At 32.7% G+C, this 23,900-nt stretch carries 19 protein-coding genes; 5 read left to right on the plus strand and 14 right to left on the minus strand.

The window, feature by feature from the left end; all coding sequences use genetic code 11:
• From AADI82_RS04210 to AADI82_RS04220, 3 genes are all read right to left on the minus strand, one after another.
• Positions 1-374: hypothetical protein (locus AADI82_RS04210; protein ID WP_341215209.1), on the minus strand; the 374-nt coding region annotated here is incomplete at its 3' end.
• A 43-nt stretch (positions 375-417) separates the two neighbouring features.
• Positions 418-1,854: a DUF5689 domain-containing protein gene (locus tag AADI82_RS04215; RefSeq protein WP_341215210.1), complete on the minus strand. Its 1,437-nt coding sequence runs from the start codon at positions 1,852-1,854 to the stop codon at positions 418-420.
• A gap of 62 nt (positions 1,855-1,916) precedes the next feature.
• On the minus strand, positions 1,917-4,718 hold the full coding sequence (locus tag AADI82_RS04220; RefSeq protein WP_341215211.1) for a TonB-dependent receptor: 2,802 nt from the start codon (positions 4,716-4,718) through the stop codon (positions 1,917-1,919).
• Positions 4,719-4,839: 121 nt separating this feature from the next.
• Between AADI82_RS04220 and AADI82_RS04225 the strand changes: the two genes are divergently transcribed.
• Complete coding sequence (locus tag AADI82_RS04225) at positions 4,840-5,892, plus strand: endonuclease/exonuclease/phosphatase family protein (RefSeq protein ID WP_341215212.1); 1,053 nt, start codon at positions 4,840-4,842, stop codon at positions 5,890-5,892.
• A gap of 56 nt (positions 5,893-5,948) precedes the next feature.
• Here AADI82_RS04225 and AADI82_RS04230 read toward each other — a convergent pair whose 3' ends face one another.
• From AADI82_RS04230 to uvrC, 11 genes are all read right to left on the minus strand, one after another.
• A complete protein-coding gene (locus tag AADI82_RS04230) occupies positions 5,949-6,386 on the minus strand; it encodes a hypothetical protein (RefSeq protein ID WP_341215213.1) in 438 nt (145 codons plus the stop codon).
• Positions 6,387-6,488: 102 nt separating this feature from the next.
• Positions 6,489-9,077 (minus strand): TonB-dependent receptor, encoded by a 2,589-nt coding sequence (locus tag AADI82_RS04235; protein WP_341215214.1) that lies wholly within the window; start codon positions 9,075-9,077, stop codon positions 6,489-6,491.
• Positions 9,078-9,256: 179 nt separating this feature from the next.
• Positions 9,257-10,876, minus strand: a complete 1,620-nt coding sequence (pgi, locus tag AADI82_RS04240) for a glucose-6-phosphate isomerase (protein ID WP_341215215.1) — start codon at positions 10,874-10,876, stop codon at positions 9,257-9,259.
• A gap of 1 nt (position 10,877) precedes the next feature.
• Positions 10,878-12,203 (minus strand): peptidoglycan DD-metalloendopeptidase family protein, encoded by a 1,326-nt coding sequence (locus AADI82_RS04245; protein ID WP_341215216.1) that lies wholly within the window; start codon positions 12,201-12,203, stop codon positions 10,878-10,880.
• Positions 12,161-13,078 (minus strand): tryptophan 2,3-dioxygenase family protein, encoded by a 918-nt coding sequence (locus tag AADI82_RS04250; RefSeq protein WP_341215217.1) that lies wholly within the window; start codon positions 13,076-13,078, stop codon positions 12,161-12,163. The genes AADI82_RS04245 and AADI82_RS04250 overlap by 43 nt, the downstream gene beginning before the upstream one ends.
• Before the next feature lie 7 nt (positions 13,079-13,085).
• On the minus strand, positions 13,086-13,868 hold the full coding sequence (locus tag AADI82_RS04255; RefSeq protein WP_034042031.1) for a DUF3108 domain-containing protein: 783 nt from the start codon (positions 13,866-13,868) through the stop codon (positions 13,086-13,088).
• Between the two features lie 201 nt (positions 13,869-14,069).
• Complete coding sequence (hppD, locus tag AADI82_RS04260; protein ID WP_341215218.1) at positions 14,070-15,230, minus strand: 4-hydroxyphenylpyruvate dioxygenase; 1,161 nt, start codon at positions 15,228-15,230, stop codon at positions 14,070-14,072.
• Between the two features lie 225 nt (positions 15,231-15,455).
• Positions 15,456-16,610, minus strand: coding sequence for a homogentisate 1,2-dioxygenase (locus AADI82_RS04265; RefSeq protein WP_341215219.1), 1,155 nt, complete (start codon positions 16,608-16,610; stop codon positions 15,456-15,458).
• A 210-nt stretch (positions 16,611-16,820) separates the two neighbouring features.
• A complete protein-coding gene (locus AADI82_RS04270) occupies positions 16,821-19,058 on the minus strand; it encodes a patatin-like phospholipase family protein (protein WP_341215220.1) in 2,238 nt (745 codons plus the stop codon).
• Between the two features lie 3 nt (positions 19,059-19,061).
• Positions 19,062-19,340 carry a hypothetical protein gene (locus AADI82_RS04275; RefSeq protein WP_341215221.1) on the minus strand — a complete coding sequence of 93 codons (279 nt, stop codon included), beginning with the start codon at positions 19,338-19,340 and terminating at the stop codon, positions 19,062-19,064.
• 45 nt (positions 19,341-19,385) lie between these two features.
• The gene (uvrC, locus tag AADI82_RS04280; protein WP_341215222.1) at positions 19,386-21,179 is read right to left on the minus strand and encodes an excinuclease ABC subunit UvrC; all 1,794 of its coding nucleotides are present in this window, start codon (positions 21,177-21,179) and stop codon (positions 19,386-19,388) included.
• Positions 21,180-21,271: 92 nt separating this feature from the next.
• Between uvrC and AADI82_RS04285 the strand changes: the two genes are divergently transcribed.
• The 4 genes from AADI82_RS04285 to AADI82_RS04300 all read left to right on the plus strand — a co-directional run.
• A complete protein-coding gene (locus AADI82_RS04285) occupies positions 21,272-21,715 on the plus strand; it encodes a RimK/LysX family protein (protein ID WP_341215223.1) in 444 nt (147 codons plus the stop codon).
• Positions 21,690-22,562: a 30S ribosomal protein S6--L-glutamate ligase gene (gene rimK / locus AADI82_RS04290; protein ID WP_034042037.1), complete on the plus strand. Its 873-nt coding sequence runs from the start codon at positions 21,690-21,692 to the stop codon at positions 22,560-22,562. The genes AADI82_RS04285 and rimK overlap by 26 nt, the downstream gene beginning before the upstream one ends.
• Positions 22,563-23,534 (plus strand): succinylglutamate desuccinylase/aspartoacylase family protein, encoded by a 972-nt coding sequence (locus AADI82_RS04295; protein ID WP_341215224.1) that lies wholly within the window; start codon positions 22,563-22,565, stop codon positions 23,532-23,534.
• Positions 23,527-23,900, plus strand: a 374-nt coding sequence (locus AADI82_RS04300) for a 5-formyltetrahydrofolate cyclo-ligase (protein ID WP_341215225.1), incomplete at its 3' end; no start/stop codon positions are given. The genes AADI82_RS04295 and AADI82_RS04300, both read left to right, overlap by 8 nt.

Below are 23,900 nucleotides of genomic sequence, written 5' to 3' on the forward strand. Positions count from 1 at the left end.
ACAGCTTGAAACATAACATAAGCCAAACCTAAAGCAACAAAGGGCAAAGCCCAAAGTAGCCAAATATTAGTCTGTGGTTTTTTCTTTTTAACCATTTTTGCGTTTATCATCATACGTTTTTTACCTGTGTATTGTATCCAGTTTTTAAAATGAATCCCAATAGATCCCATAATAAATAATATCCACGCACTTGTACTCGACATCGTATCAGTATGCATTTGATTAAAAAAAGCTGCGAAAAAACAACCCAACAAGAACACTAAACTTATTTGAAGAACAGATACATAAACTAACGCAATGCTATTTGCTTTTTGCCTATATCGCTTTTTATAAAACGAAAATATGGAATAGTAAAATTGATCGAAAACCGTCATTTGGCGAATTTAATGTTTTCTTAATGACTTTCTACTATTTTAATTATTCTTCATAATCAACACTAATATCATCCAATTCATAAACCCCATCAAAAGTATCTTGTCCGCTTCCCGTATATTTGAATGCAATGTGCATAGTTCCAGTTGCACAGGATAAATCGACACTTCCAGAATTAAACCATGGCACAAACGAATCGGTATCTTTCACCACATAAGCCGCAGATAATACACCCCAAGTTGCTGTGGTAATATTAGCTTCATTTCCATCCCAATCAAGCGAATACAGCACCTCCATAAAACTACTATCTGCTAAACTATTTGATGTTTTAAAACGCAATGTTATACCTTCATGCGCATCTAAATCTATAGGTGGGGTTATTAACCAACCAATGCTACTATCGTCTCCAGAACTAGCGGGTTGAAACCTCGCAGAACGTCCCAAAGAGGCATTTGATGATGTTGACGAATACCCTTCCCAAGCTACTGTACCTGCTTCAATATAATTTGTCCAACCAACAATTTCTATGGGTTTATTGTTTTTTTGAGGCTCAAAATCTTCCATAAATAAATTTCCTGTCCCTACCGTTGCTGCTAAACCACAAGTTAATTCCATAGGATCGCAACGTTCTGTACTTTCAAAATTAACAGCCTCAGAACTATTAATGATTATCACGCTAAAATCGTCTCTAAAATCTCTACTAAATATTCCTGTTACACTTCCTTTTCCTTGTGGTACAATAAGCGATTTAAAGTCTGAAAACGTACTGGTTTGCATAATCATGGAAATACCAGAATCGCAACTTTCTAATAATCGGAATCCGTCAAACTCATCAAAAGATTCACTAGCGTAAGTAGCTCCTAATTCAAACCTGTTTAACTGCATGTTTTCCAACTGAATTAAAGTGTTTTCATCAGCTTCAGTTAAATCTGCTAAACCAACAATCTTGGGTGATATTTCGGCTACTTCATTACTTCTAATAACAATCTCTTTATATTCCGAAGCTTGAATTTGTTTTACATTTACCGCATCGCCTTTGCCAATGGTAATAACACCACTAGTTTCGCCAATGGTTAATCCGTTCATTTTTACATATACTTTTTGACCAAATTGATAGGTATCTGATAAACTACTTACATTTATATCTACCTTAAAACCGAGTCTGGGATCATCATCGGGGTTACTATCATCTGTTTTATTTTGAATAATGAGCTCTTCAAAAAAGTTTCCTGATTTATCTGATGACACCACATAGCCTTCAATATAAACATCATCATTTATTATTACGGTTGTGTTGCCACCATTCACAGCTTGTTCATAAAGCGATTTAATAGCTTTAAACGTGGTGATTTTTTCTTGCGGAATATCAGGATTTGTTATTGAAATATCTGGCACACCATAATCGTCGTCTTTTACACAAGACGCTACAGTCAAAAACATCAATATAAAACCAAATACTGTTTTGTTAATATTATTCTTCATCCTTTTTATTTTTAGATTCATTTAGGTTTCGACTGCGCTCAACCTGACAAATCGTTTGCGTTTTAAAACCTTAAATTCAAATTTAAAAAATACGTTGTCCCTCTTCCATACCAGTATTTTGGACCAAAAACTGGAGTTTCCAATGCTTTATCATCACGCAGTTCTCTAAAATTGGCATTTCTACCTTGTTCAAAACCACCTGTTTTATATACTTCATCTAAAACATTATTAACGCTTGCAAAAAGCCCAACGTAATATTTGCCTATTTTCCATGATTTCCCGCCCACTAAATTCACCACCATATAATCATCAAAACGTTCTTGCTTTAAAAGTGTTCTTGCTAAATCTTCATCATAATCGTTAAAAACATTGCCATCAAAATCGGTTGTAAAGTTTGATGAGCGTGTTAGCGGACTCACATCAATATACGTATTTGAGAAAAAATTTGCCGTAGCACCAAACCACCAAAAATCGGGGTCTCGATATTCAAATCCTAACGAATACGCATTTTGCGGACCAGAAGCTAACTTATAATTCTTTAATTTTGATTGTCCAAAATCTTTAAACCCATCAACAAATCCAGCAGCTAAAGCATCGGCATCAGGTTCTGTAGACAAAAATAAATTGGGATTATTATCATAAGTAAACTGCCCTACAGCAGCAGCCCCTTTTAACTTAATAGTTGGTGTAACTTGAGCTTCAACACCAATTTCGGCTCCTAAATGTTTTTTATTTATACCCTGTAAAATTTCCTGTACAAATGCGGTATTATCGCCACCAATACCATCGGCAAAAAAGAATGATATCTCACTGGCATCAGTAATTTTTGTAAAATATCCTGTTAATTTTGCTTTCACTATTGAGGAACGAAAAATATAACTCGCATCTATCGAAGCTACTTTTTCTTCTGAGATATTAGGCACTATGTTATGATTTTCTCTAGAATTTGAAAAAGTATTTTGAATTGATGGTGCTCTCGAGATATATCCTGCATTAACATCAAACACATGTTTACCTGTTAGCTTATAAGTAGCGCCTGCTTTGGCGCCAAATCCTGTAAATGTAAGCTGTTCGCCTTTGCCTAAAGAATTATCAGGAAAGCCTCCGTTTTGGTAAATACCTTCCCTTTGATATTGGGTGTTTTTTATACTTCCTGAAACGTAAAAATCTAGTGTTTTATAATTAAATTGAGCTTGTGCATAAGCACTTAATTCATTAGCAAAAATGTTGTAATGGTATTTAAATTTATCACCTTGAGATACCATTCGATTTGGATTTAACAAATCGTTTTGAGCCTCATTTATTTCGGTGGCAAACCCATCAATATCTAAATAGGTTTGTGCGCCTAAGAGGTCTAATACCTCAGCAAAATTCTCAGACTTTAAGCTTTTAAAATTAATACCTGCGTTTATCAGAATGTGGTCATTAATTTCAGTGTTTAAAATAGAATTTATGGTTAATTGTGAGTCATCCACCCGGTCTTCATAAAGTGCATAAATAGCATTTCCTCCATTTTGAGCATTGTTAATATTAGCACTGTACATGGCATTCCAATTAATTTGTCCTTCATTTTGAAATGTTTTTAAAGCATTGTATGCAAATTGCAAATCGTTAGGAAAGTTTCGTTCAAAATAACTGGGTAATTTTTGATAATACGTAGGGCTTGGGTTTGCACCACCACCTTGCGGAAACCCATTAACTAAATCGGCACCATTATAATCCAATCGGCTGTTGCCTAATTTTCCAAATTGGTAGCCAATGTTTGTATTTATAGTTGTTTTACTATTCAAATCCCAATAATGATTTAACATCACAATAGGTTCGTTCACCTCCTTAATTCTTGAGTTTCGTTTTTCACCGTTTTGCCAACCCCAATATTCATTGTATTTAATATCTTTTAAATCGTAGATTTCTTGAGTATTGGGTGACGATTTGCCACGTCTGTTAGGCGTGTAAATAGCAGTTACATTCAAACTATGCGCATCATTAATTTTCTTTTCCGCGGAAGCGAAAAATGAATTAGAATTATAACTTGTTGCATCTTGATAGCCTTCATTACCCCAGCGTCTGCCAATAGAAATAGTATATGCCCAATTGTTTTTTAATAGGCCAGAAGCATAGGTTGCCATGAACCTATTAGTATAACTTCGGTTAGAAGATGAGTAGGTGATTCTGCCTCCGGGTCTTGCTTCTGAGGCTCTTACGTTAATATTTGTTGTACCCAAAACACCACCAAAATTATAGTTTGAAGGCGTTAAACCCCAGGTTAATTCTTGATTACGCAATACATCATTTATTCCGCCCCAATTACTCCATTGCGGTCTTCCGTTGTAAATTTTATTCATTTCTATACCATTAATTAGTATAGATCCATTTTTAGAATCTAAGCCCCTAACCCGAAAAAACGAGGAGCTAAATTCAAACGCCGCAGTACGTTGAAACACATCTAGTGAAGATGCCAATAATCCCGAAATATTATCTGCACCACTCGTGTCGTCGTTTAACTCATCATCAGAAAGTGTTATTATAAATAGGTTTCGTGAAGCGGTATCCACTTCCAAAGTCATATCTGTGATATTCACCGTTTGGTTTTCATTTACAACTATCGGGTAACGCTTTGTAATATATCCCGTTTTAGAAATCCTTAAAATTTGTTCACCTAAAGGCACATTATTATTAAATATAAATTCGCCTAATAAACTTGTTTGTGTAGTTTGATTTGTTTCTTCAATGGTAATCGTTACTTCAGGTATGGGATCAAAAGAAATACCATCCACAACACTCCCCTTAATAATAGTTTGTTGCGAAAAAGCAGTTAAAATTGAAAAAAATCCGAATAAAAAAATAAGGGTTATTCTATTCATAATTATCTTTAAGACACCAATAATAAGAAAAAGTAACTAATTGTTTTTAAATTTTTTACATCGCCATAATAACTTTGGCTTAGGTTTTGTATTATTACAAAGCAACTAGTTAGTTATTAAAATGAATATTATACGTCTTGGATTTTCAATTTTATTTTTAAGCATTTTTACTATTGTAAATGCTCAAGAAAAGAAATTTAAAATTCACACCATAGCCTTTTACAATTTAGAAAATTTATTTGACACTATAAATGACCCTAATAAATTCGATGAATTTAGCCCGATAATGGAGATAAAAACGAATCGTGCCGAAGCCTATAAAAAGAAAGTAAAAAACATGTCTCGGGTGATTGCTGATATTGGATTTGATGTTACAAAAAACACGCCCGCAATAATTGGAGTTTCTGAAGTTGAAAACAAAGAGGTGTTAGAAGATGTTGTTAACGACTCACTACTTAGAGATAAAAATTATGGCATTGTACATTTTGATTCGCCCGATACTCGAGGAATAGATGTGGCTCTGCTTTATCAGAAAAAAATATTTACACCTTTAAATACTAGCACTCATGGATTGAAAATTTATGATGACCAAAATCAAAAAAGAATTTACACCCGCGACCAATTATTAGTAAGCGGCAAGCTTGAAGATGAATTCATTCACATAATTGTAAACCATTGGCCATCAAGACGAGGTGGAGAGGCTAGGAGCAGGCCTAAGCGTATTGCAGCTGCAAAATTAAATAAGCGTATTGTTGACTCCCTTCAATCGATAGACCCATACGCTAAGATTTTTATTATGGGCGATTTAAACGACAACCCAACAAATTCAAGTGTTAAAGATATACTGAAAGCAAAAAAAGATAAAAATAAAGTGGGTTTAAAAGGAATTTATAATCCTATGGAAAGTTTTTATGCAAATGGTGTTGGTACTAATGCTTATAGAGATAATTGGAATCTATTCGATCAAATTATGATTTCAAAACCTTTATTAGAAAAAGATTTTTCATCATTTAGGTTTTATAAAGCAGGTATCTTTAACAAACCTTATTTAATTCACAATAAAGGAAGATATAAAGGATACCCTTTTAGAAGTTTTTCTAATGGAAACTTTACTGGTGGCTTTAGCGACCATTTCCCTGTTTATTTATACTTAATCAAGGAGGTTATTGACTAAAAAAAGCCACAAATCGTTTTTGTAGCTTTTTAGTTTTTATTTTTTCTCGATCTGTATTAACTCATCCACGTACTCCATGGAATTCTTGACAAAAATAAGACCAAAGCAATCGTATAGAAAATAGCTATTGTTTTTAATTTAGACGCAGATGTTAGCTTCTTTTTATGTTTTGAATAACCAATAGTAATTAAAGCAATTGCTATAATGTTGACAAAAGGATGCTCTACAAGATATAAACGTGCTATCGAATTACTCATAACTTTCCCTCCTAATTCACTCCAAAGTTCAAATCTTGGAGACACAAAATATAACAGCAACCCAATTAATAATTGAATGTGCGATACAATTAAAGTAAAAAGCGATATTCTGAAATCTTTGGCTGTATATTCTTTATCACCAAATGTTTTAAATAATGCATTACCTGCTGCAATAATTAAAACTATTAAAACAAGATAAGCCCAATAAGAATGCAAATTTAATACGGTATTATACATAATTTATGTTTTGAAATTTTGATTACAGCAAATGTAATAATAAAACCCATAAAAAAACCGCTTCGTATGAAGCGGTTTTTAGTTATATAATCTTTAAAAAAATTAGAAGTTGTAACGCATACTAAAGTTCCACGTTCTTCCGTAACCAAATCTTACACGATTTTCAACATTAACACCATTCCAAGCTACATCTCCTGTATCAACATGCTTATTCTCATCAGAATATTCTAAATAAACTTCGCTAAATACATTATTAACGTTTAAGCGAAATTGTATTGAATTCTGGTCATTTTCACCTACTAACCATTTGTATGATAATCCTGCATCTACAGTATCAAATGATGGTAACTCAATAGAACCTCTATTATTAGCAGTTGAAAACTCACTTCCACCATAATTAGCATTACCATATAACTTATCATATTGATTCCAATTAGCATCCACTTTAAATCTTGGTAAAATTTCGTATTTAGCACCAATACCAGCAGTAAATTGCGCTGCATTACCAACTTTCACGCCATCAATATAACTAATGTCACCAGTAGTTGTTGTACCTCCTCCTTCTACAGTTTCAGTAAGCGTTACATTACCATCATATCGCCAATCACCAATTGATAAAAATCCTTGAAGCTGAAATTTATCTGTTAAACGCGTGAATACTTCCAATTCACCACCATAGTGCACTTGCTTAATAGCACTTGTAGAGTAAAACACATCTGCAATATTATCATTATCTGTATCTTCAGAATCATAATCAATTCTGTTATCCCATATTGTATAGTATAAGTTCGCATTTACAGAAATTTTATCCCCTAGAAATTTATATCCAGCTTCAATTCCAGTTATATTTTGATTTTCGTCACTTAATGGATTTAGTTGGTTAGAAGCTCTGTCGTCTATAAATAAATCACTGTGGTAAGGTTGACGAGAATAATATCCTGTATTTAAAAATACAGTATTATTATTATTAATTTGATATGCTCCACCTAACTTAACATTGAACCCCGGATTATTAACTTTCTCTGACTCTTGTCCTTTGCCTTCTACTGAAGAATTCCCATATTCTGTTCTTACATGTGATTGCGTAGAGGCTGACCCTTGGAAATAAGCAGAAAATTTATCTTTACTATATTCTAATTGACCAAATACACCTAAATAGTTAATGTCTTCTTCATAATCATAATAAGGGTGTAAACGTTGCCCATGGTCATCATTTGTATTAAATAAAACATTCCAAGGATTAATTCCTCCAAAAGCTTCAGTTATTTCATAACTACCTCCATTATAAGTGCTAGAATCACTAACAGAATCAACAGAGAAAAATTCGTTTACACTTCTAAAGTGAATCCCGTTATATAAACGCACATCTGCTCCAATGTTAAAACTTAAGTTTTCATTTAATTCGTTATTATAATTAGTTACTAAACCATACCAGTTGTGGTTATTATTTGAACCTCTAGCATAAGTTGCAACACCAGTGTTTCTATCAAACTGTGACTGAACAAAAGCACCTCTACCTAAAGAACCATATAAAACAGTTGATAAAGATGATTTTTCATTTATATCCCAATCCCAGTTTAAGTTCATCACTGGTTTATGATATATATTACGTCCGCCAGGATAAACACCAGAATTTAAATTATTTGGGCTATCTACACCTGTTGCGTTCCAAGAATTATAACGTCTTCCTCTACCTTCTGCTAAAAAGTCTTCTAAATCTGCATTTCCCGCAGCTGCATGCCATTGTGGCGCACCAGTTAACATTAAATTTAAAAGATGGTTATCATTTATTTTATAACCAAAAGATAAGAAATACGTTTGACCCTGACCTTCAGTATGGTCTACATATCCATCACCTCTCCAATGTCCAAACATTGCTGTTACAGCTAATCCATTATCCATTAAACCTGTAGAGTAGGAAGCAGTTGATTTCGTGAAACCATCATTTCCTATCATTTGCTGTACAAATCCACCTTGTGTTTTATCCAGTGTTTTAGTAACGATATTTACCGTACCACCAACAGAAGATATTGCCAATTTAGAAGATCCTAAACCACGTTGTACTTGAACAGCTTGCGCTACATCTAATACACCTGACCAGTTCGACCAGTACATTTTACCATCTTCCATACCATTAATTGGCTGACCATTAAGTAAGAATGCTGTATTAGTTTGATCAAAACCTCTTAAAAACAATTGTCCGTCTCCAAATCCACCTCGTTGTGTAGTATGTACTGAAGGTGTTGACTTTAGAAGTTCAGGCAAATCAGAATTACCCGCTTTTTCTTGAATTCGGGCTGCTTTAATAGTAGACACAGCAATTGGTGTTTTTCTACCTTCAGCTAAATCTATAACTCCAGATCCGATGATTACTATTTCTTCTAATGAATTATCTGGTGTTAGTTTAACATTTCCCAAATCAACATCTCCATCAAATGATAAAGTTACAGGAGCATAACCTAGATAAGAAATTACAACTTGACCAGAAGACGCTTGAGTTGTTAAAGTAAACTTGCCGTTAAAATCTGTAGAGGCTCCATTTGTTGTTCCTTTTTCAACAACATTCGCACCTGGTAGTGGCGAATTAAGTTCGGCATCATTAACTGTACCTGTTATAGTACTTTGTGCCATAATAACTGTAGAAAACAAAAAGGCTACAGCTACTAATAAAAAATGAGTAGTTTTTTTCATAATTTTAAATTATTTATATTGAAATTAGTCAGTGCAAAAATAAGCATAATATTACATTAAATATTATGCACGCATAAAATAAATGTTAACAAACAAAAAAGCAGTAAAATATTGAATGTTAATAATATCAATATTTCACTGCCTTTTGTAATTCCTTTAAGTGACTACATACAAGATAGTTACAATAATTTTTTATAATAATTCAATAAATTATTTGTAGAAGAATCGTGATTATTAACAGAAGTGCTGTTAAATTCTTGTAAAATTTTACTTGCCAATTGCTTTCCTAACTCCACCCCAAACTGATCGTAGCTAAAAATATTCCAAATAATACCTTGAACAAATATTTTATGCTCGTACATGGCAATAAGTTTTCCTAAACTTTCGGGCGTTAGCTTATTTATAAAAATAGTATTTGTTGGTTTATTTCCTTTAAATACCTTAAACGGAATTATTGATTTTTCAGTGCCTTCAGCTATAACTTCAACCTCAGTTTTGCCATTTAAAAGTGCTTCGGTTTGTGCTAAAAAATTAGATGTCAATTTATCTTGATGGTCTTGATTGCCGTGTAATGATTTTACAAACCCGATAAAATCTGCTGGAATTAATTTTGTGCCTTGATGAATAAGTTGAAAAAAGGCGTGTTGCGAATTGGTTCCTGGCTCTCCCCAAATTAAAGTTCCTGTTTCGTAATCTATTGGGTTTCCATTTCTATCAACACTTTTTCCATTACTTTCCATAATACCTTGTTGCAAATAGGTTGCAAACTGATTTAGGTATTGCGAATAGCCTATTACAGCTTCACTTTCAGCTTTAAAAAAGTTATTATACCATACACTTATTAATGCTAAAACTACTGGGATATTGGTTTTAAAATCTTCAGTTTTAAAATGCTCATCCATTTTGTTGGCACCTTTTAATAAGCTATCAAAATTAGTATAACCTACTGCTAAACTTATAGACAAACCTACTGCACTCCATAAAGAAAAACGACCACCAACCCAATCCCACATGGGGAATATATTGTTTTTGTCTATACCAAAATTTTTAACGCTTTCTATATTTGTAGATACTGCAACAAAGTGTTTTGCAATAGCATCTTCTGTAGCCGATTTTAAAAACCATTTTTTAAGCGTGTTTGCATTTGATAAGGTTTCTTGCGTTGTAAACGTTTTTGAAACCACCACAAAAAGCGTAGTTTCTGGATTAAGTTTTTTAATCACTTCGTTTACATGATCGCCATCTACATTACTTACAAAATGTGTAGTTAAATGATTTTTGTAATACTGCAACGATTCAACAACCATAGCTGGCCCTAAGTCCGATCCACCAATACCAATATTTACTATATCGGTAAACGATTTTCCTGTAAATCCTTTTCTTTCACCATTTACAACTTCATTTGTAAATGTTTCAATTTTTTGTTTTACCTGATATATTTCTGGCATTACATTTACACCATCAACATAAAACTCTGCATCTTTAGGTGCTCGTAAAGCAGTATGTAAAACAGCTCTTCCTTCGGTTTTATTTATTTTTTCACCTGAAAACTGACTCTCAATAGCCTCTTTTAATTTAACCTCGCTGGCTAGTTCTAATAAATATTTAAATGTGTCTTCTGTAATTCTATTTTTTGAAAAATCAACATAAAAGTCATCCCATTTAATGGTAAATTTATTTGCTCGTTCACTGTCTTGAGCAAACAAATCTTTCATGTGTGAATTATTAATTTTATTATAATGTTCTTGAAGCTTTTTCCAAGAGTTTGTTGTTGTTGGATTTATATTTGGTAACGGCATGTTATGAATTTGCTTGAATGATTAGGGTTTGATCTGGCTGTTCCTCAATAATTTCAGGTTCAAAAAGAATATTATCTAATTGATATTTTATAGGTTTTATAAAATCTAAATATTTGAATTTTAACGAATCTGAAATTGGTTTAGCTTCAGGAAGTTTTTGTTTAAAAGGATCGACTTGCTTTCCGTTTTTCCAGAATCGATAACACACGTGTGGACCACCAGTATTTCCTGTCATACCTACTAACCCAATAACGTCACCTTGTTTTACAAAATCACCTACTTTTACTAAACGTTTACTCATGTGTAAATACTGAGTTTCGTAAGTTGCATTATGCCTAATTTTAACATATTTTCCATTACCACCTCTTCTTCTTGATTCGGTTACCGTTCCGTTTGCTGTTGCCATAATTGGCGTACCAATGGCTGCTGCAAAATCGGTGCCTTTATGCGGACGCACTTTATAACCATAAACAGCAATGCGTCTTTTTAAATTATATCTTGAAGAAATACGTTTAAATTTAACTGGTGCTTTTAAAAAGGCGCGACGTAAATTTTTAGCCTCTTCATTAAAATAATCAATAATACCTTTTGTAGAATCAGTTTCAAACTCAAAAGCATAAAAAGGCTCGTTATTATGCTCAAAATAGGCTGCTTTAATATTGTGAACACCTGTATAAATAGTATCGTCAATATACTTATCAGTGTAAATTACTTTAAAACGATCTCCTTTTTGTAGACGTCTAAAATCTATAGTCCACGCATAAATCTCATCGGCCATTTTATAAGCTAATCTCGGGCTTAAACCTTGTTCTTCTAAAGTTTCAGAAATATTACTAGTAATAACACCTGTTGCTGTTTTTTCAACATACTTAATAGGTTTTCTGCTTTTAAAAGCGTGAATAGAGTCTTTAAAATTTATAACGACATACTCTTCTTTTGAAGGCTGATAAATAAATGTTTCTGGTAATTCTAAAGAATCTTTAGAACACAATAATGTATAAGGCTTTCCTTGTTGAAAAGATCTAATAATATCGAAAGTATCTTTGGCTTTTTCTGCTATATGAAATATTTTAGGGTAGCCAACTTTGTTTCGTTCTAAAATTTCTCCAAAACTTTCGCCTTTTCTTACCGTATCTCTTTTTACTATATAGTCGTTTAGGTTAAAACCAAACTCCAAAACTTCTTTTGGTTTTTCAACAATGGCAATTTCTTCCTGCAATACTGGTGTCGGCTCTGGTTTGTCTTTTTTGCAAGCAACAATGATTATTGCTAAAACTGCCAATATTAAATATTTGTTCCCCATTCTTGTAATTCTTTTTCTGTCCATAATTCTGGAAAAAATATTCTTTTTTGATATTTTGGATGCATATATTTTACCCATTCACTTCCTCCTGTGGCTTCGGCAGTTTCGCCGCCTATATTTAAATAATGATTTGCTGTATTATAATGCGCCATAACCCATTTTATATTTACCGTATAATCATAATGACGCATCGCTTTTATTAAATTTTCATCTTCTTTAACTGCTTTTGGAAGCTCTCTAAATTTTGACAATAAATTATGTGTATTGTAAAACTTAGTAAATCTAATAAACTCTTCTTTATATTTTTCTTCAAATGCTGTTAAGGTGTAACTTTTTTTACCTGTTTTATAATCTTTTCCTGCAGCTTGCCAATATAAATGCTCGAAAGCATGCTCGTAAGATGTGTTTCTATCAATAGATTTTCTAAACCTGTTATCTATAAGATTAATAAGTTCTGTAGATGCAAATTCTATTTTTCTGTATTGTGCACTTTGAAATCCGCTTGCAGGTGTTAAGGTTGTTCTAAATTTATTGTACTGATCGATATCCATTCCATCTTTCATAATATTAAAAGACGATGTAAGCATATCAAAATAACAACTTATACGCATTAATTTTGAAGTGAATAATTTGGCATCAACGGCATCATGTTTTGCTACTTGCTCAATTTCACCAAGTATCATTTTAAACAACAATTCGTTTATTTGATGATACATAATAAATACCATCTCGTCTGGCAAGGTCGTGCGTTGTATTTGCAGATTTAATAAGGCATCGGTTTGAATATAATCCCAATAATTTATGGGTTTACTGTATAAAAGACCTTCTAAATGAATATCTAAATCTTGGTCTATTGCCTTGTATTTTTCTTTAAGTTGATTGGTTATATTATTACTCAAAATTTCTTTAATTTTCAACAACTATTTTAAAAGGGTGTTTTAATCCTTTAAAAGCCTCAAGATCTGCTCTTAACGACCCAACAGCTAAATCTGCCTTAATGCGTAAAGGTACTTTATTTTTGTCTTTTGACACCCAAAGCGTTAAACTTTCTTCTTCTTTAAAAACGCGTCCTGCCATAACATAAGGCCTAAATTTTAAAGCTTCAATTTTTCCAAAATCTGTACTAATGGTTTCTTCTCCTAAATATTGCAATTTAAAACCATAGGTTTCTTCATCAAAAAACATATCAACTTTAAATTCATCGCCTACTTTTAATGTTCTAATATCTATATTATTACGTAAATAATAATAAGTTGACACCATATCTTGGATATTAGGTTTGGTATCTATAATCGTTTTTTTCTTGTGTTTTTTATCATTAACGTGAGCTTTATTGTTTTTTTGGTCAAACTCTATTTCAATATCTTTAGTATGCCCGCCTTCATCTATATTTCTAACAAACTTATAAGGCTTGATGGTTTGTTTATCAAAATAGCTTTCATATCTGTCTTTAACTTTAAAAAACCATTTTATCATACCTGTAGTCCATCCTTTACCAACTACATGATACACGTCTTTATTATTTAATTTAGAATCTTTAACAGTAAGTGTTGCATTTCCTGCTTTTAAAAAGCCACTGTAACTCATCTTGAATTTAAACCATTCGCCATCGCCAAATGCAGACTCTTGCTGAGGATAAGCCATTTGAATTGTGCTTAATGTAAGTAATATAAGTAGTAGTTTTTTCATGCTTTATTGGGTCATAGATAATGTAACTCCTTGAGTTTGCATTTATTGTTGTACACAAGAAATTACAATTACTGTTCCAAAAATATAAAAATTCTTCATACAGCCTGTTATTATAAGAAGCTCTTAACGTTTTTTTGTTACATCAAACAAAAAAACTCCATCTAAAAAATGATGGAGTTTTGAAAATATAAATAGTATTTACTAAAGCGTTCCTCTATTAGCTTGCTCCCTTTCAATAGACTCAAAAAGTGCTTTAAAGTTTCCTGCACCAAAGCCTCGTGCACCCATACGTTGGATTATTTCGAAAAACAAGGTTGGCCTGTCTTCCACAGGTTTTGTAAATATTTGTAACAAATACCCTTCCTCGTCGGCATCAATCATAATTCCTAAACTTTTAAGTGTTTCAATATCTTCTCGTAATTCATGACTATATTCTTCTAACCTGCCAGGAACGGCTTTATAATAGGTTTCTGGGGGTGTAGACAAGAACTCAATTCCTCTAGCTCTTAATTGAGATACTGTACTAATAATATCGTCTGTAGCTACAGCAATATGTTGTACACCAGCACCTTCGTAAAAATCTAAATATTCTTCTATTTGCGAACGTTTTTTACCTTTTGCTGGTTCGTTAATTGGGAATTTTATACGTCCGTTACCATTACTCATCACTTTACTCATAAGGGCTGAGTATTCGGTATGTATTTGTGTGTCATCAAACGATAAAAAATTTTCAAATCCCATAACATCTTCGTACCATTTTACCCAAGTATTCATTTGTCCCCAACCTACATTTCCAACCATATGGTCAATGTATTTTAAACCCGTCGCAGTTGGATTATAATCTGATTTCCACTCACGGAAACCTGGTAAAAAAGCACCGTTATAATTTTTGCGTTCTACAAAAATGTGGACAGTTTCTCCATAGGTATAAATACCTGCACGAATTACTTCTCCGTGTTCATCTTTTTCTACAACAGGCTCCATGTACGATTTGGCTCCACGACTTGTAGTTTCTTGATATGCTTTTCTAGCATCTTCAACCCATAGTGCAACTACTTTCACACCATCGCCATGTTTTACAATGTGTTCGTTTATTTTAGATTTACTATTTAATGGCGTTGTTAATACCAAGCGTATTTTGTCTTGTTTTAGCACATAACTTACTGAGTCTTTCGATCCAGTTTCTAAGCCTTTATAGGCATAAGATTGAAACCCAAATGCTGTTTTATAAAAATGTGCTGCTTGTTTTGCATTACCTACATAGAATTCTACGTAATCTGTTCCTAAGAGCGGCAAGAAATCTTGTGCGCCTTTAAATATTTTTTCTAAACCGTAGTTTACTGATTTTATGTTTTTACTCATGATAAAAAGCCCCTCTTAATCTCCCCAAAGGGGAGAAACTCAACTCGGGTAATTGAGTATTTTGTTTTGATAAAGCTATTTGTTTGCAAATATGTTTAGCCCTGATTGAAGCGGCATCCTTTTGGTTTTCTCAAAAAACCAAAAGATATAGCGGAAAGCAGGAAATAGCTTCAAATAATTATTTTAATGAACGTTTTAAAAAGTCCCTTTTGGGGATTTAGGGGCCTACAACCAAGATTTATGATAACTCTCATCAGCGATTTTCATTGCTTCTTCGGTTACCATTAAGGGTTTAAACGTGTCTACCATAACAGCAAGCTCATCGGTTTTTGTTTTTCCAATACTTCGTTCTGCTGCTCCTGGGTGTGGACCATGTGGAATACCTGCTGGATGTAGTGAAATATGACCTTCTTCAACATCATTTCTGCTCATAAAATCACCATCAACATAATACAAAACCTCATCACTATCAATATTACTATGATTGTAAGGTGCTGGTATAGATTGAGGGTGATAATCATATAGTCGAGGTACAAAACTACATACTACAAAAGCATCGGTTTCAAAAGTTTGATGTACTGGTGGTGGTTGATGAATACGCCCTGTGATAGGCTCGAAATCGTGAATTGAAAAAGCATACGGATAGTTATACCCATCATAACCCACAACATCAAACGGATGTGAGGCATAAACCATTTCAATCATATCATCTTGTTTTTTAACTTTAATTAAAAAGTCTCCAGATTCATTATAGGATTCAAGTTCTTGTGGTTGACGAATATCGCGCTCGCAAAATGGCGAATGTTCTAATAATTGTCCAAACCAATTTCGGTAACGTTTTGGGGTGTAAATTGGTCGGCGAGACTCGACAATAAACAGTCTATTATCTTTGGTATCGAAATCTATTTTATAAATAATTCCTCGTGGAATTAAAAGATAATCACCATATTTAAAATCGAGATTCCCTAACATAGTTCTCAATTTTCCTGTGCCTTTATGGATGAATATGAGCTCGTCAGCATCAGTATTTTTATAAAAATAATCTTGTGTTAATTGTTTTGGCGCTGCTAATATTATAGCACAATCGCTGTTTATTAAAACCGTTTTTCGACTTTCTAAAAAATCGTTTTCTGGTTTTACCTGAAACCCTTTTAAACGATATGATTTTAGATTATTCTTTAATGCTATTTTTGGTGCTACGCTGTATTGGTTTTTTATTGCTTTTACTTGCGTTGGGCGTTGTTCGTGATAACTGTTTGTAGACATACCATCAAAACCAATAGTACCAAACAATTGTTCATAATATAAACTACCATCTGGTTTTCTGAATTGAATATGACGCTTATGCGGAATATTTCCTAATTTATGATAAAAAGGCATATTTTTAAGTATTAATTGTTGAATATAAAAAGTAAAAAAGTTATAAAACTTTAATTTTCAATTGTATATAAAGATACAAAAATTGCCTGCTTATTCAGGATTTCTCTTGATAAGGTAGTGAAGAAATGATAATAAATCTGCCCAAAATGGTGTCATAACTTTACAAATATCGTAAAAAATAAAGACTTTCTAAAAAGAATAAAAATGGCTTTAAAACCAAAAGCCTACATTAAAAAACCAAACGCTTTGTTTTGCTTCGGGTGAATAACTAAACTTGCCTTGAATTGGCCCAATAAAAGTATCAATAGCATAACCTAACGCATAACCACGATAGTCTGGAAGTGTAAACCATTCGCCGCTTTCAAAAATATCATCATCAACATTCGCCCAATTTGCTTCGGCTGTTACATGATGGTTTTTAAAAACTTCGTAATCAGCACTTAAAGAAGCTTTAACGTAACTATTACCTGTTAGAGAGACAAAATCGTAACCCATAAACGGAATAAAATTATTAACCAAATTATTACCATAACCACCTAGAGCAAAATCTAGGGCTTGGGTTGATTTGTCGCCTAATTTAAAACCACCACCTGCTCTTAAATTTAGTGCTAATTTATCTGTAACACTAAAGGCGTAACCCATATCTGCTTTAGCTATTGAAAAATCTTCAAATTCGGCATTAAAACCCGAAGCTAGTAAGTACATGTGTAAATCGCCATTAAAATACACACCGCGTTTTGGAAAGTGTTTATTATCGTAAGTATCTAACTTTAAACCTGCAAAAACGCTAAAATAATCTGTGTTTTCAAATACAAACTCATTGTTATTTGTTGTTACTGTTTCAGACTTTATCTCAAGACGTTTATGTTCAGCACCAACGCTAAATGCAAAATCTTTTTTTATTAGGGTTTGTAAATAAAACTGATTGGTTTGATCTTGAAAATCAATATCAATTTTGTTTAGCCCTGTTGTTGCTATTTGATCATCATCAAAAAATAATTGCGCATTAATATTTTTATCAAATTGATTAAATCTAGATCGAATACCAATACTCCAATAAAAACCTTTATCTATTAAATACTCAAAATTATAGCGCACATTATCTCCAAAAACCAAATCTAAAGACGCTATGTCGTTATCAAAAAGCAATCTTTTTTTAGTGACATTAACCAATGCCGCACTTTTGTATAAAGCATCATAATGCAAACCTAATTTTAAAAACGTTGTTATATTGGTTTCTTTAACAGTTGCTATTAAATCATACCCATCGCTATATTGAGATTTACTAAATTGGTATTGAAACGAATCAAAATTATTAGTTGCCACTAAGTTATTTACGCCTTTGTAGAAATCTTTAAAATCTAACTTTTCATTTAACTTTAATCTAAGTTTTCCTAAAACGTAAGCACGTGTGTATTTTTCGTTTCCGTTTAGTATAACCGAATTAATCCTTATAGAATCTTGTGTGTGTAAACTAATTTTAAACTTTGGTTTATCTTTATCATATTTGAATAAATCCTCAAGAGCATCCATTTTTTTATAAGCAGCCGTTTCACCTCTTTTTATAATTTTTTCGCCTTCGCTAAAAGACACAACAGTAAAGTCTGTAATATCTGGCTTTATGTAAATATCAGTCTTTTTAGACTTTAGTTTCATGTCTTTAATCGTCCTAAAGTTATTAATTTGCAGCAACACATCGGGTGCAGAAATCAATTCTTCTCTATTAGCTAAACCATCTTGTACATCAACACCAATAATAATATCCATACCTTTTGCCTTAAGTTCATCGATAGGATAATTGTTAGCTACACCACCATCAATTAACACTTGATTGTTTATTATTACGGGCTGAAATAAAGATGGAAACGCACCACTTGCCATTATAGATTGAGTTAAATTGCCTTGATCTAGCATTACAGCTTCGCCAGTTTCTACATTAGTACCAATACAGAAAAATGGTATAGGTAATTTGCTAAAATCGTGAATGTCACTTACATGTAATGTTAATTTAGAAAGTAAATTGTAGGTGTTTTGTCCTCTTGAAAGTGCCGATGGCAGTTTAATTTTCAACTTATCAAAAGGCAATGTTATGGCGTATTTTTCTGAGTTGTCTCGTTCGTATAATGCTTTAGACGACCTTGGCAAATCGTCACTTATAATTTTATCGAAATCTACTTTTTTAAAGATAGAGTCTAACTGCTTTCCTGTATAACCTGATGCGTATAACGAGCCAATAATAGCACCCATACTTGTGCCAGCAACATAGTCTATTTTAACACCTAAACTGTCAATAACTTTAAGCACGCCAATATGCGCTAGCCCTTTTGCACCACCACCACTTAACACTAAACCGACTTTTACATCGTGAGGGTTTTTGTCTTCATTCTGCGCTTTCGCGGAAAGCAAAGCGATTAAGCATAGGGTTAATATGATTGTTTTTTTGTTCAAGTGTTATTTTTTGTTTGTGTAAAACCCTGTTTGATTTGTCCTAATATCTCTAATAATAAGCCTGAAGCCGAAAGAAAATACAATTTTTGCTTTTCCATGATAGGAATGAATTATTCTATCTTCAATATCGAAATTAGTCTTAGTCAACCAATCACCAATATGAGCACCATCTATATACTTCCATTCTTGATTTTCAATAAAAGAAGATGAATTTATATAAGTAATTGGAATTACAAGTAATGCTCCAATTATTAATAATATTTTAAAAACCCTCTTTTTCATAATTTATATTAAATCTACAAGGCTTTTAAAAACCTTGTAGATTGTTTACTTCCCATGAAAATAATTATAAACTTTCTCTGCTCTAGAAACCCCAACCACAACTTCTAATTCATCCAACTTTGCATTGGCAACACGTTTAGCCGATTTAAAATGCTTTAATAGCTCTACTACCGTTTTTTCTCCAACTCCAGGAATAGTTTCAAGCTCTGTATTTAACGCAGTTTTACTACGTTTATTTCGGTGATGTTCTATACCAAAACGATGCGCTTCGTTACGCAGTTGTTGTATAATTTTTAGGGTTTCGCTTTTTTTATCTAAATATAAGGGAATTGGATCATCTGGATAGAATAATTCTTCCAATCTTTTGGCAATTCCTATAATGGCTATTTTTCCTCTTAAATTTAAAGCATCCAAACTTTTTAATGCAGATGACAACTGCCCTTTCCCACCATCAATAATAATAAGTTGTGGCAATGGCTGTTTTTCATCTAACAAACGTTTATATCTGCGATAAACCACTTCTTCCATTGATGCAAAATCATCTGGCCCTTCAACCGTTTTTATGTTAAAATGCCGGTAATCTTTTTTACTGGGTTTTCCATTTTTAAACACTACACAAGCAGCTACAGGATGTGTGCCTTGTATGTTACTATTATCGAAACATTCAATATGTCGCGGCTCTTCAGACAATCGTAAATCCGCTTTCATTTGCGCCATAATACGATTTACATGCCTATCAGGGTCAACAATTTTATCTTGTTTAAAACGCTCCATTCTAAAATATTTCGCGTTGCGCAGTGATAAATCTAAAATGTGTTTTTTATCACCTAATTTAGGAACGGTTACTTTAACATCATCGCCTAAACTCACTTTAAAAGGCACATATATTTCTTTTGATTTGGAATGAAAACGTTGCCGTATTTCTGTAATCGCCAATTCTAACAATTGTAAATCGGTTTCGTCTAATTTCTTTTTAATCTCTAAGGTATGTGATCGAATGATAGATCCGTACGACAGTTGTAAAAAATTAACGTAACCATAACTTTCGTCGCTCATAATAGAAAACACATCAACATTACTAATTTTAGGGTTTACAATGGTAGATTTTGCTTGGTAGTTTTCTAATACTTCTACTTTTTCTTTTATTTTTTGTGCGTCTTCAAACTGCATTGCTTCAGCATAACCACGCATTTGAATTTTAAATTGTTGCAACGAATCTTTAAAATTCCCTTTTAAAATCTCACGAATGGCTTTAATGTTTTCGTTGTATTCAGCTTCGGTTTCTAACCCTTCGCACGCGCCTTTGCAATTTCCTAAATGGTATTCTAAACACACTTTATATTTTCCTGCTTGGATTTTTTCTTCGGATAAATGGTAATTACACGTTCGTAAATTATACAGGCCTTTTATTAAATCTAATAAGGTGTGTACTGTTTTCATACTGGTATAAGGTCCAAAATATTCGCCACCGTCTTTAAACACACGTCGTGTAGAAAACACTCTAGGGAAACGCTCCTTTTTTATACAAATCCATGGGTACGATTTGTCGTCTTTCAACAACACATTGTATCGTGGTTTATGTTTTTTTATCAGATTATTTTCAAGCAATAACGCATCGGTTTCAGTTTCAACAACAATGTGTTTTATACTTGAAATTTTTTTTACTAATACTTTGGTTTTACCATTTTCATGTGTTTTAGTAAAATATGAGGAGACTCTTTTTTTTAAATTTTTTGCTTTTCCAACATAAATAATCGTATCATCAGCATCAAAATACTGATATACCCCAGGGGCATTTGGTAAGGTTTTTAATGCTATTTCAAGGGTAGGTTTACTCATTATACCAAAGGTAGTAATTCCTATTAAAAAGAAACCTTTTAGATACAGTTTATCATTATCTTGCACAACTTATTCCTTTCTATAAAATAAGAATGAAAAAAATAATTGGTCGTACAGACAAAATAGACTTTCCTGAATTGAATCTTTTCGAAATTGACGTAAAGATTGATTCTGGAGCATATACCTCTGCCATACATTGCTCAGAAATTATTGAAGAAAATAATATCTTAAAATGTGTGTTTGAAAGTAAAGGTCACCCAAATTTTAACAGTAAAAACATTTCTTTTAAAGACTATACTTACACCGATGTAAAAAGTAGTAATGGTCATAAAGAGAATCGCTATAAAATTAAAACAAAAGCCATATTTTTTGGTAAAACGTATACAATTAATTTAACTTTAAGTACGAGAGACGATATGAAATTTCCTGTACTAATAGGTCGCCAATTTTTAAGTAAAAAATTTCTTATTGATGTTGATATTGAAAACCAATCTTTTAAAAGCAAACTAAATGAACATAGTAATACTATCGCGTAACGCTAGCCTATACTCTACAAAACGCCTTATTGATGAAGCAGAAAGTAGAGGTCATGAGGTTGAAGTGATTGATCCCTTAAAGTGCGATATTATTATAGAGCGCGAAAAACCTACTATTTTTTATAAAGATCGTTATCTAGATTATGTAGATGCTGTTATTCCAAGAATTGGAGCATCAATTACCTTTTATGGTTGTGCTGTGGTAAGGCAGTTTGAAGAAATGGGTGTTTTTACAATTGCATCTTCAGACTCTATTTCAAGATCAAGAGACAAATTAAGAAGTTTACAGCGTTTAAGCAAAGCCGGAATAGGTATGCCAAAAACAGTATTTACTAATTATTCTAGAGATGTTGAAGAAGTAGTAGAACATGTTGGAGGTACCCCAGTAATTATTAAATTACTAGAAGGCACTCAAGGTTTAGGTGTTGTTTTAGCCGAAACAAAAAATGCTGCCGAATCTGTTTTAGAAGCTTTTAATGGTTTACAAGCACGGGTTATTGTACAAGAATATATTAAAGAAGCTAAGGGTGCAGACTTAAGAGCTTTAATAGTAGATGGGCAAGTTGTTGGAGCTATGAAACGTCAAGGAAAAGAAGGTGAATTCCGTTCTAATTTACACCGTGGTGGGTCGGCAAATATTATTAAATTAGACGCAGACGAATTAAAAGTGGCCATGAATGCGGCTAAAGTATTAAAACTACCAGTTTGTGGTGTAGATATGTTGCAATCGGCACGCGGACCATTACTTTTAGAAGTCAATTCTACTCCTGGCTTAGAAGGTATTGAAACCGCAACAGGCAAAAATATTGCCAGAGCCATTATTACTTTTATTGAGCGTAATAGATAAATGAGCAAAAAAGATGTTTTAGAAATATTAGGTGTTAAAGTAGCTCTTGGCGAAAGTGCTACTGTTACTTTTGAGGTTGCAAAGTTACATACTCGCAATACCCTAGATGTTCCTATAATTATTGAACGTTCTAAAAAACCAGGGCCTACAGTATTAATTACTGCGGGTATACATGGCGATGAAGTTAATGGGGTAGAAATAGTCCGCCAAATTATAGCTAAAGACATTAACAAACCCAAACGAGGTACCATTATTTGTGTTCCAACTATCAATGTTTTTGGCTTTTTAAATATGGATCGACTATTTCCAGATGGTCGCGATCTTAATCGTGTTTTTCCTGGAAGCATCGATGGTTCTTTAGCAAGTAGGGTCGCTCATTTTGTAATGTCTGAAATTGTACCTCATGCCGATTTTGTAATGGATTTTCATACTGGAGGCGCAGACCGATTTAATGCTGCACAAATACGCATTATCAACAACGACACAAGACTCACAGAATTAGCGCATGTTTTTGGTGCTCCTTTTATTTTTTATTCAGAAAACTTAAATAAATCCTTTAGAAATGCTTGTCACAAAGTTGGTGTTCCTATGCTTTTATTTGAAGGCGGAAAATCCTTTAACATACATAGCACTATTACAAATACTGGTGTTAATGGTGTTAAACGCGTTTTACATCATTTAGAAATGTTAAACACTAAATTTAAAGTATCTAAACCAAAAAAAGAAGCTGTAGTTATAAGTAAAAGTAAATGGCTAAGGGCTAAGTTTTCTGGCATGTTTAAAGCAACAGTAGCTATTAACGCTTTTGTTGAAAAAGGTGATGTATTAGGGAATATTACAGATCCTTACGGAAGTTTTAACCATTTTGTAAAAGCACCAAATGCAGGTTATATTTTTAATGTAAACCAATCTCCTATTATTTACCAAGGTGATGCCATTTTTCATATTACTACAAAACTTGAAAATGAATAAATCTGAAATACGTAAAAAATACAAGTCATTACGAAACCATTTATCTTTAAAAGATATTGATGAGAAAAGTTTAGTTATTTCAAATCAATTATTAAAATTAGATATTTGGGATAAATCGTTCTATCATATTTTTTTATCTATTGAAGAACACAAAGAAATTAATACCGATTATATTTTAAATATTCTAGCAGGAAAAGATAAAAATATTGTTGTTTCTAAATGTAATTTTAAAAACACCTCATTAATCAACTACTTATTAACAGACAGTACAATAATTAAAAAAAGTGCTTGGGGTATTCCTGAACCTGTTAATGGTATTGAAATTGACGACAATAAAATAGATGTAGTTTTCGTACCACTTTTAGC

The organism is uncultured Wocania sp., assembly GCF_964021735.1.
Classification (GTDB): Bacteria; Bacteroidota; Bacteroidia; order Flavobacteriales; family Flavobacteriaceae; genus Wocania_A.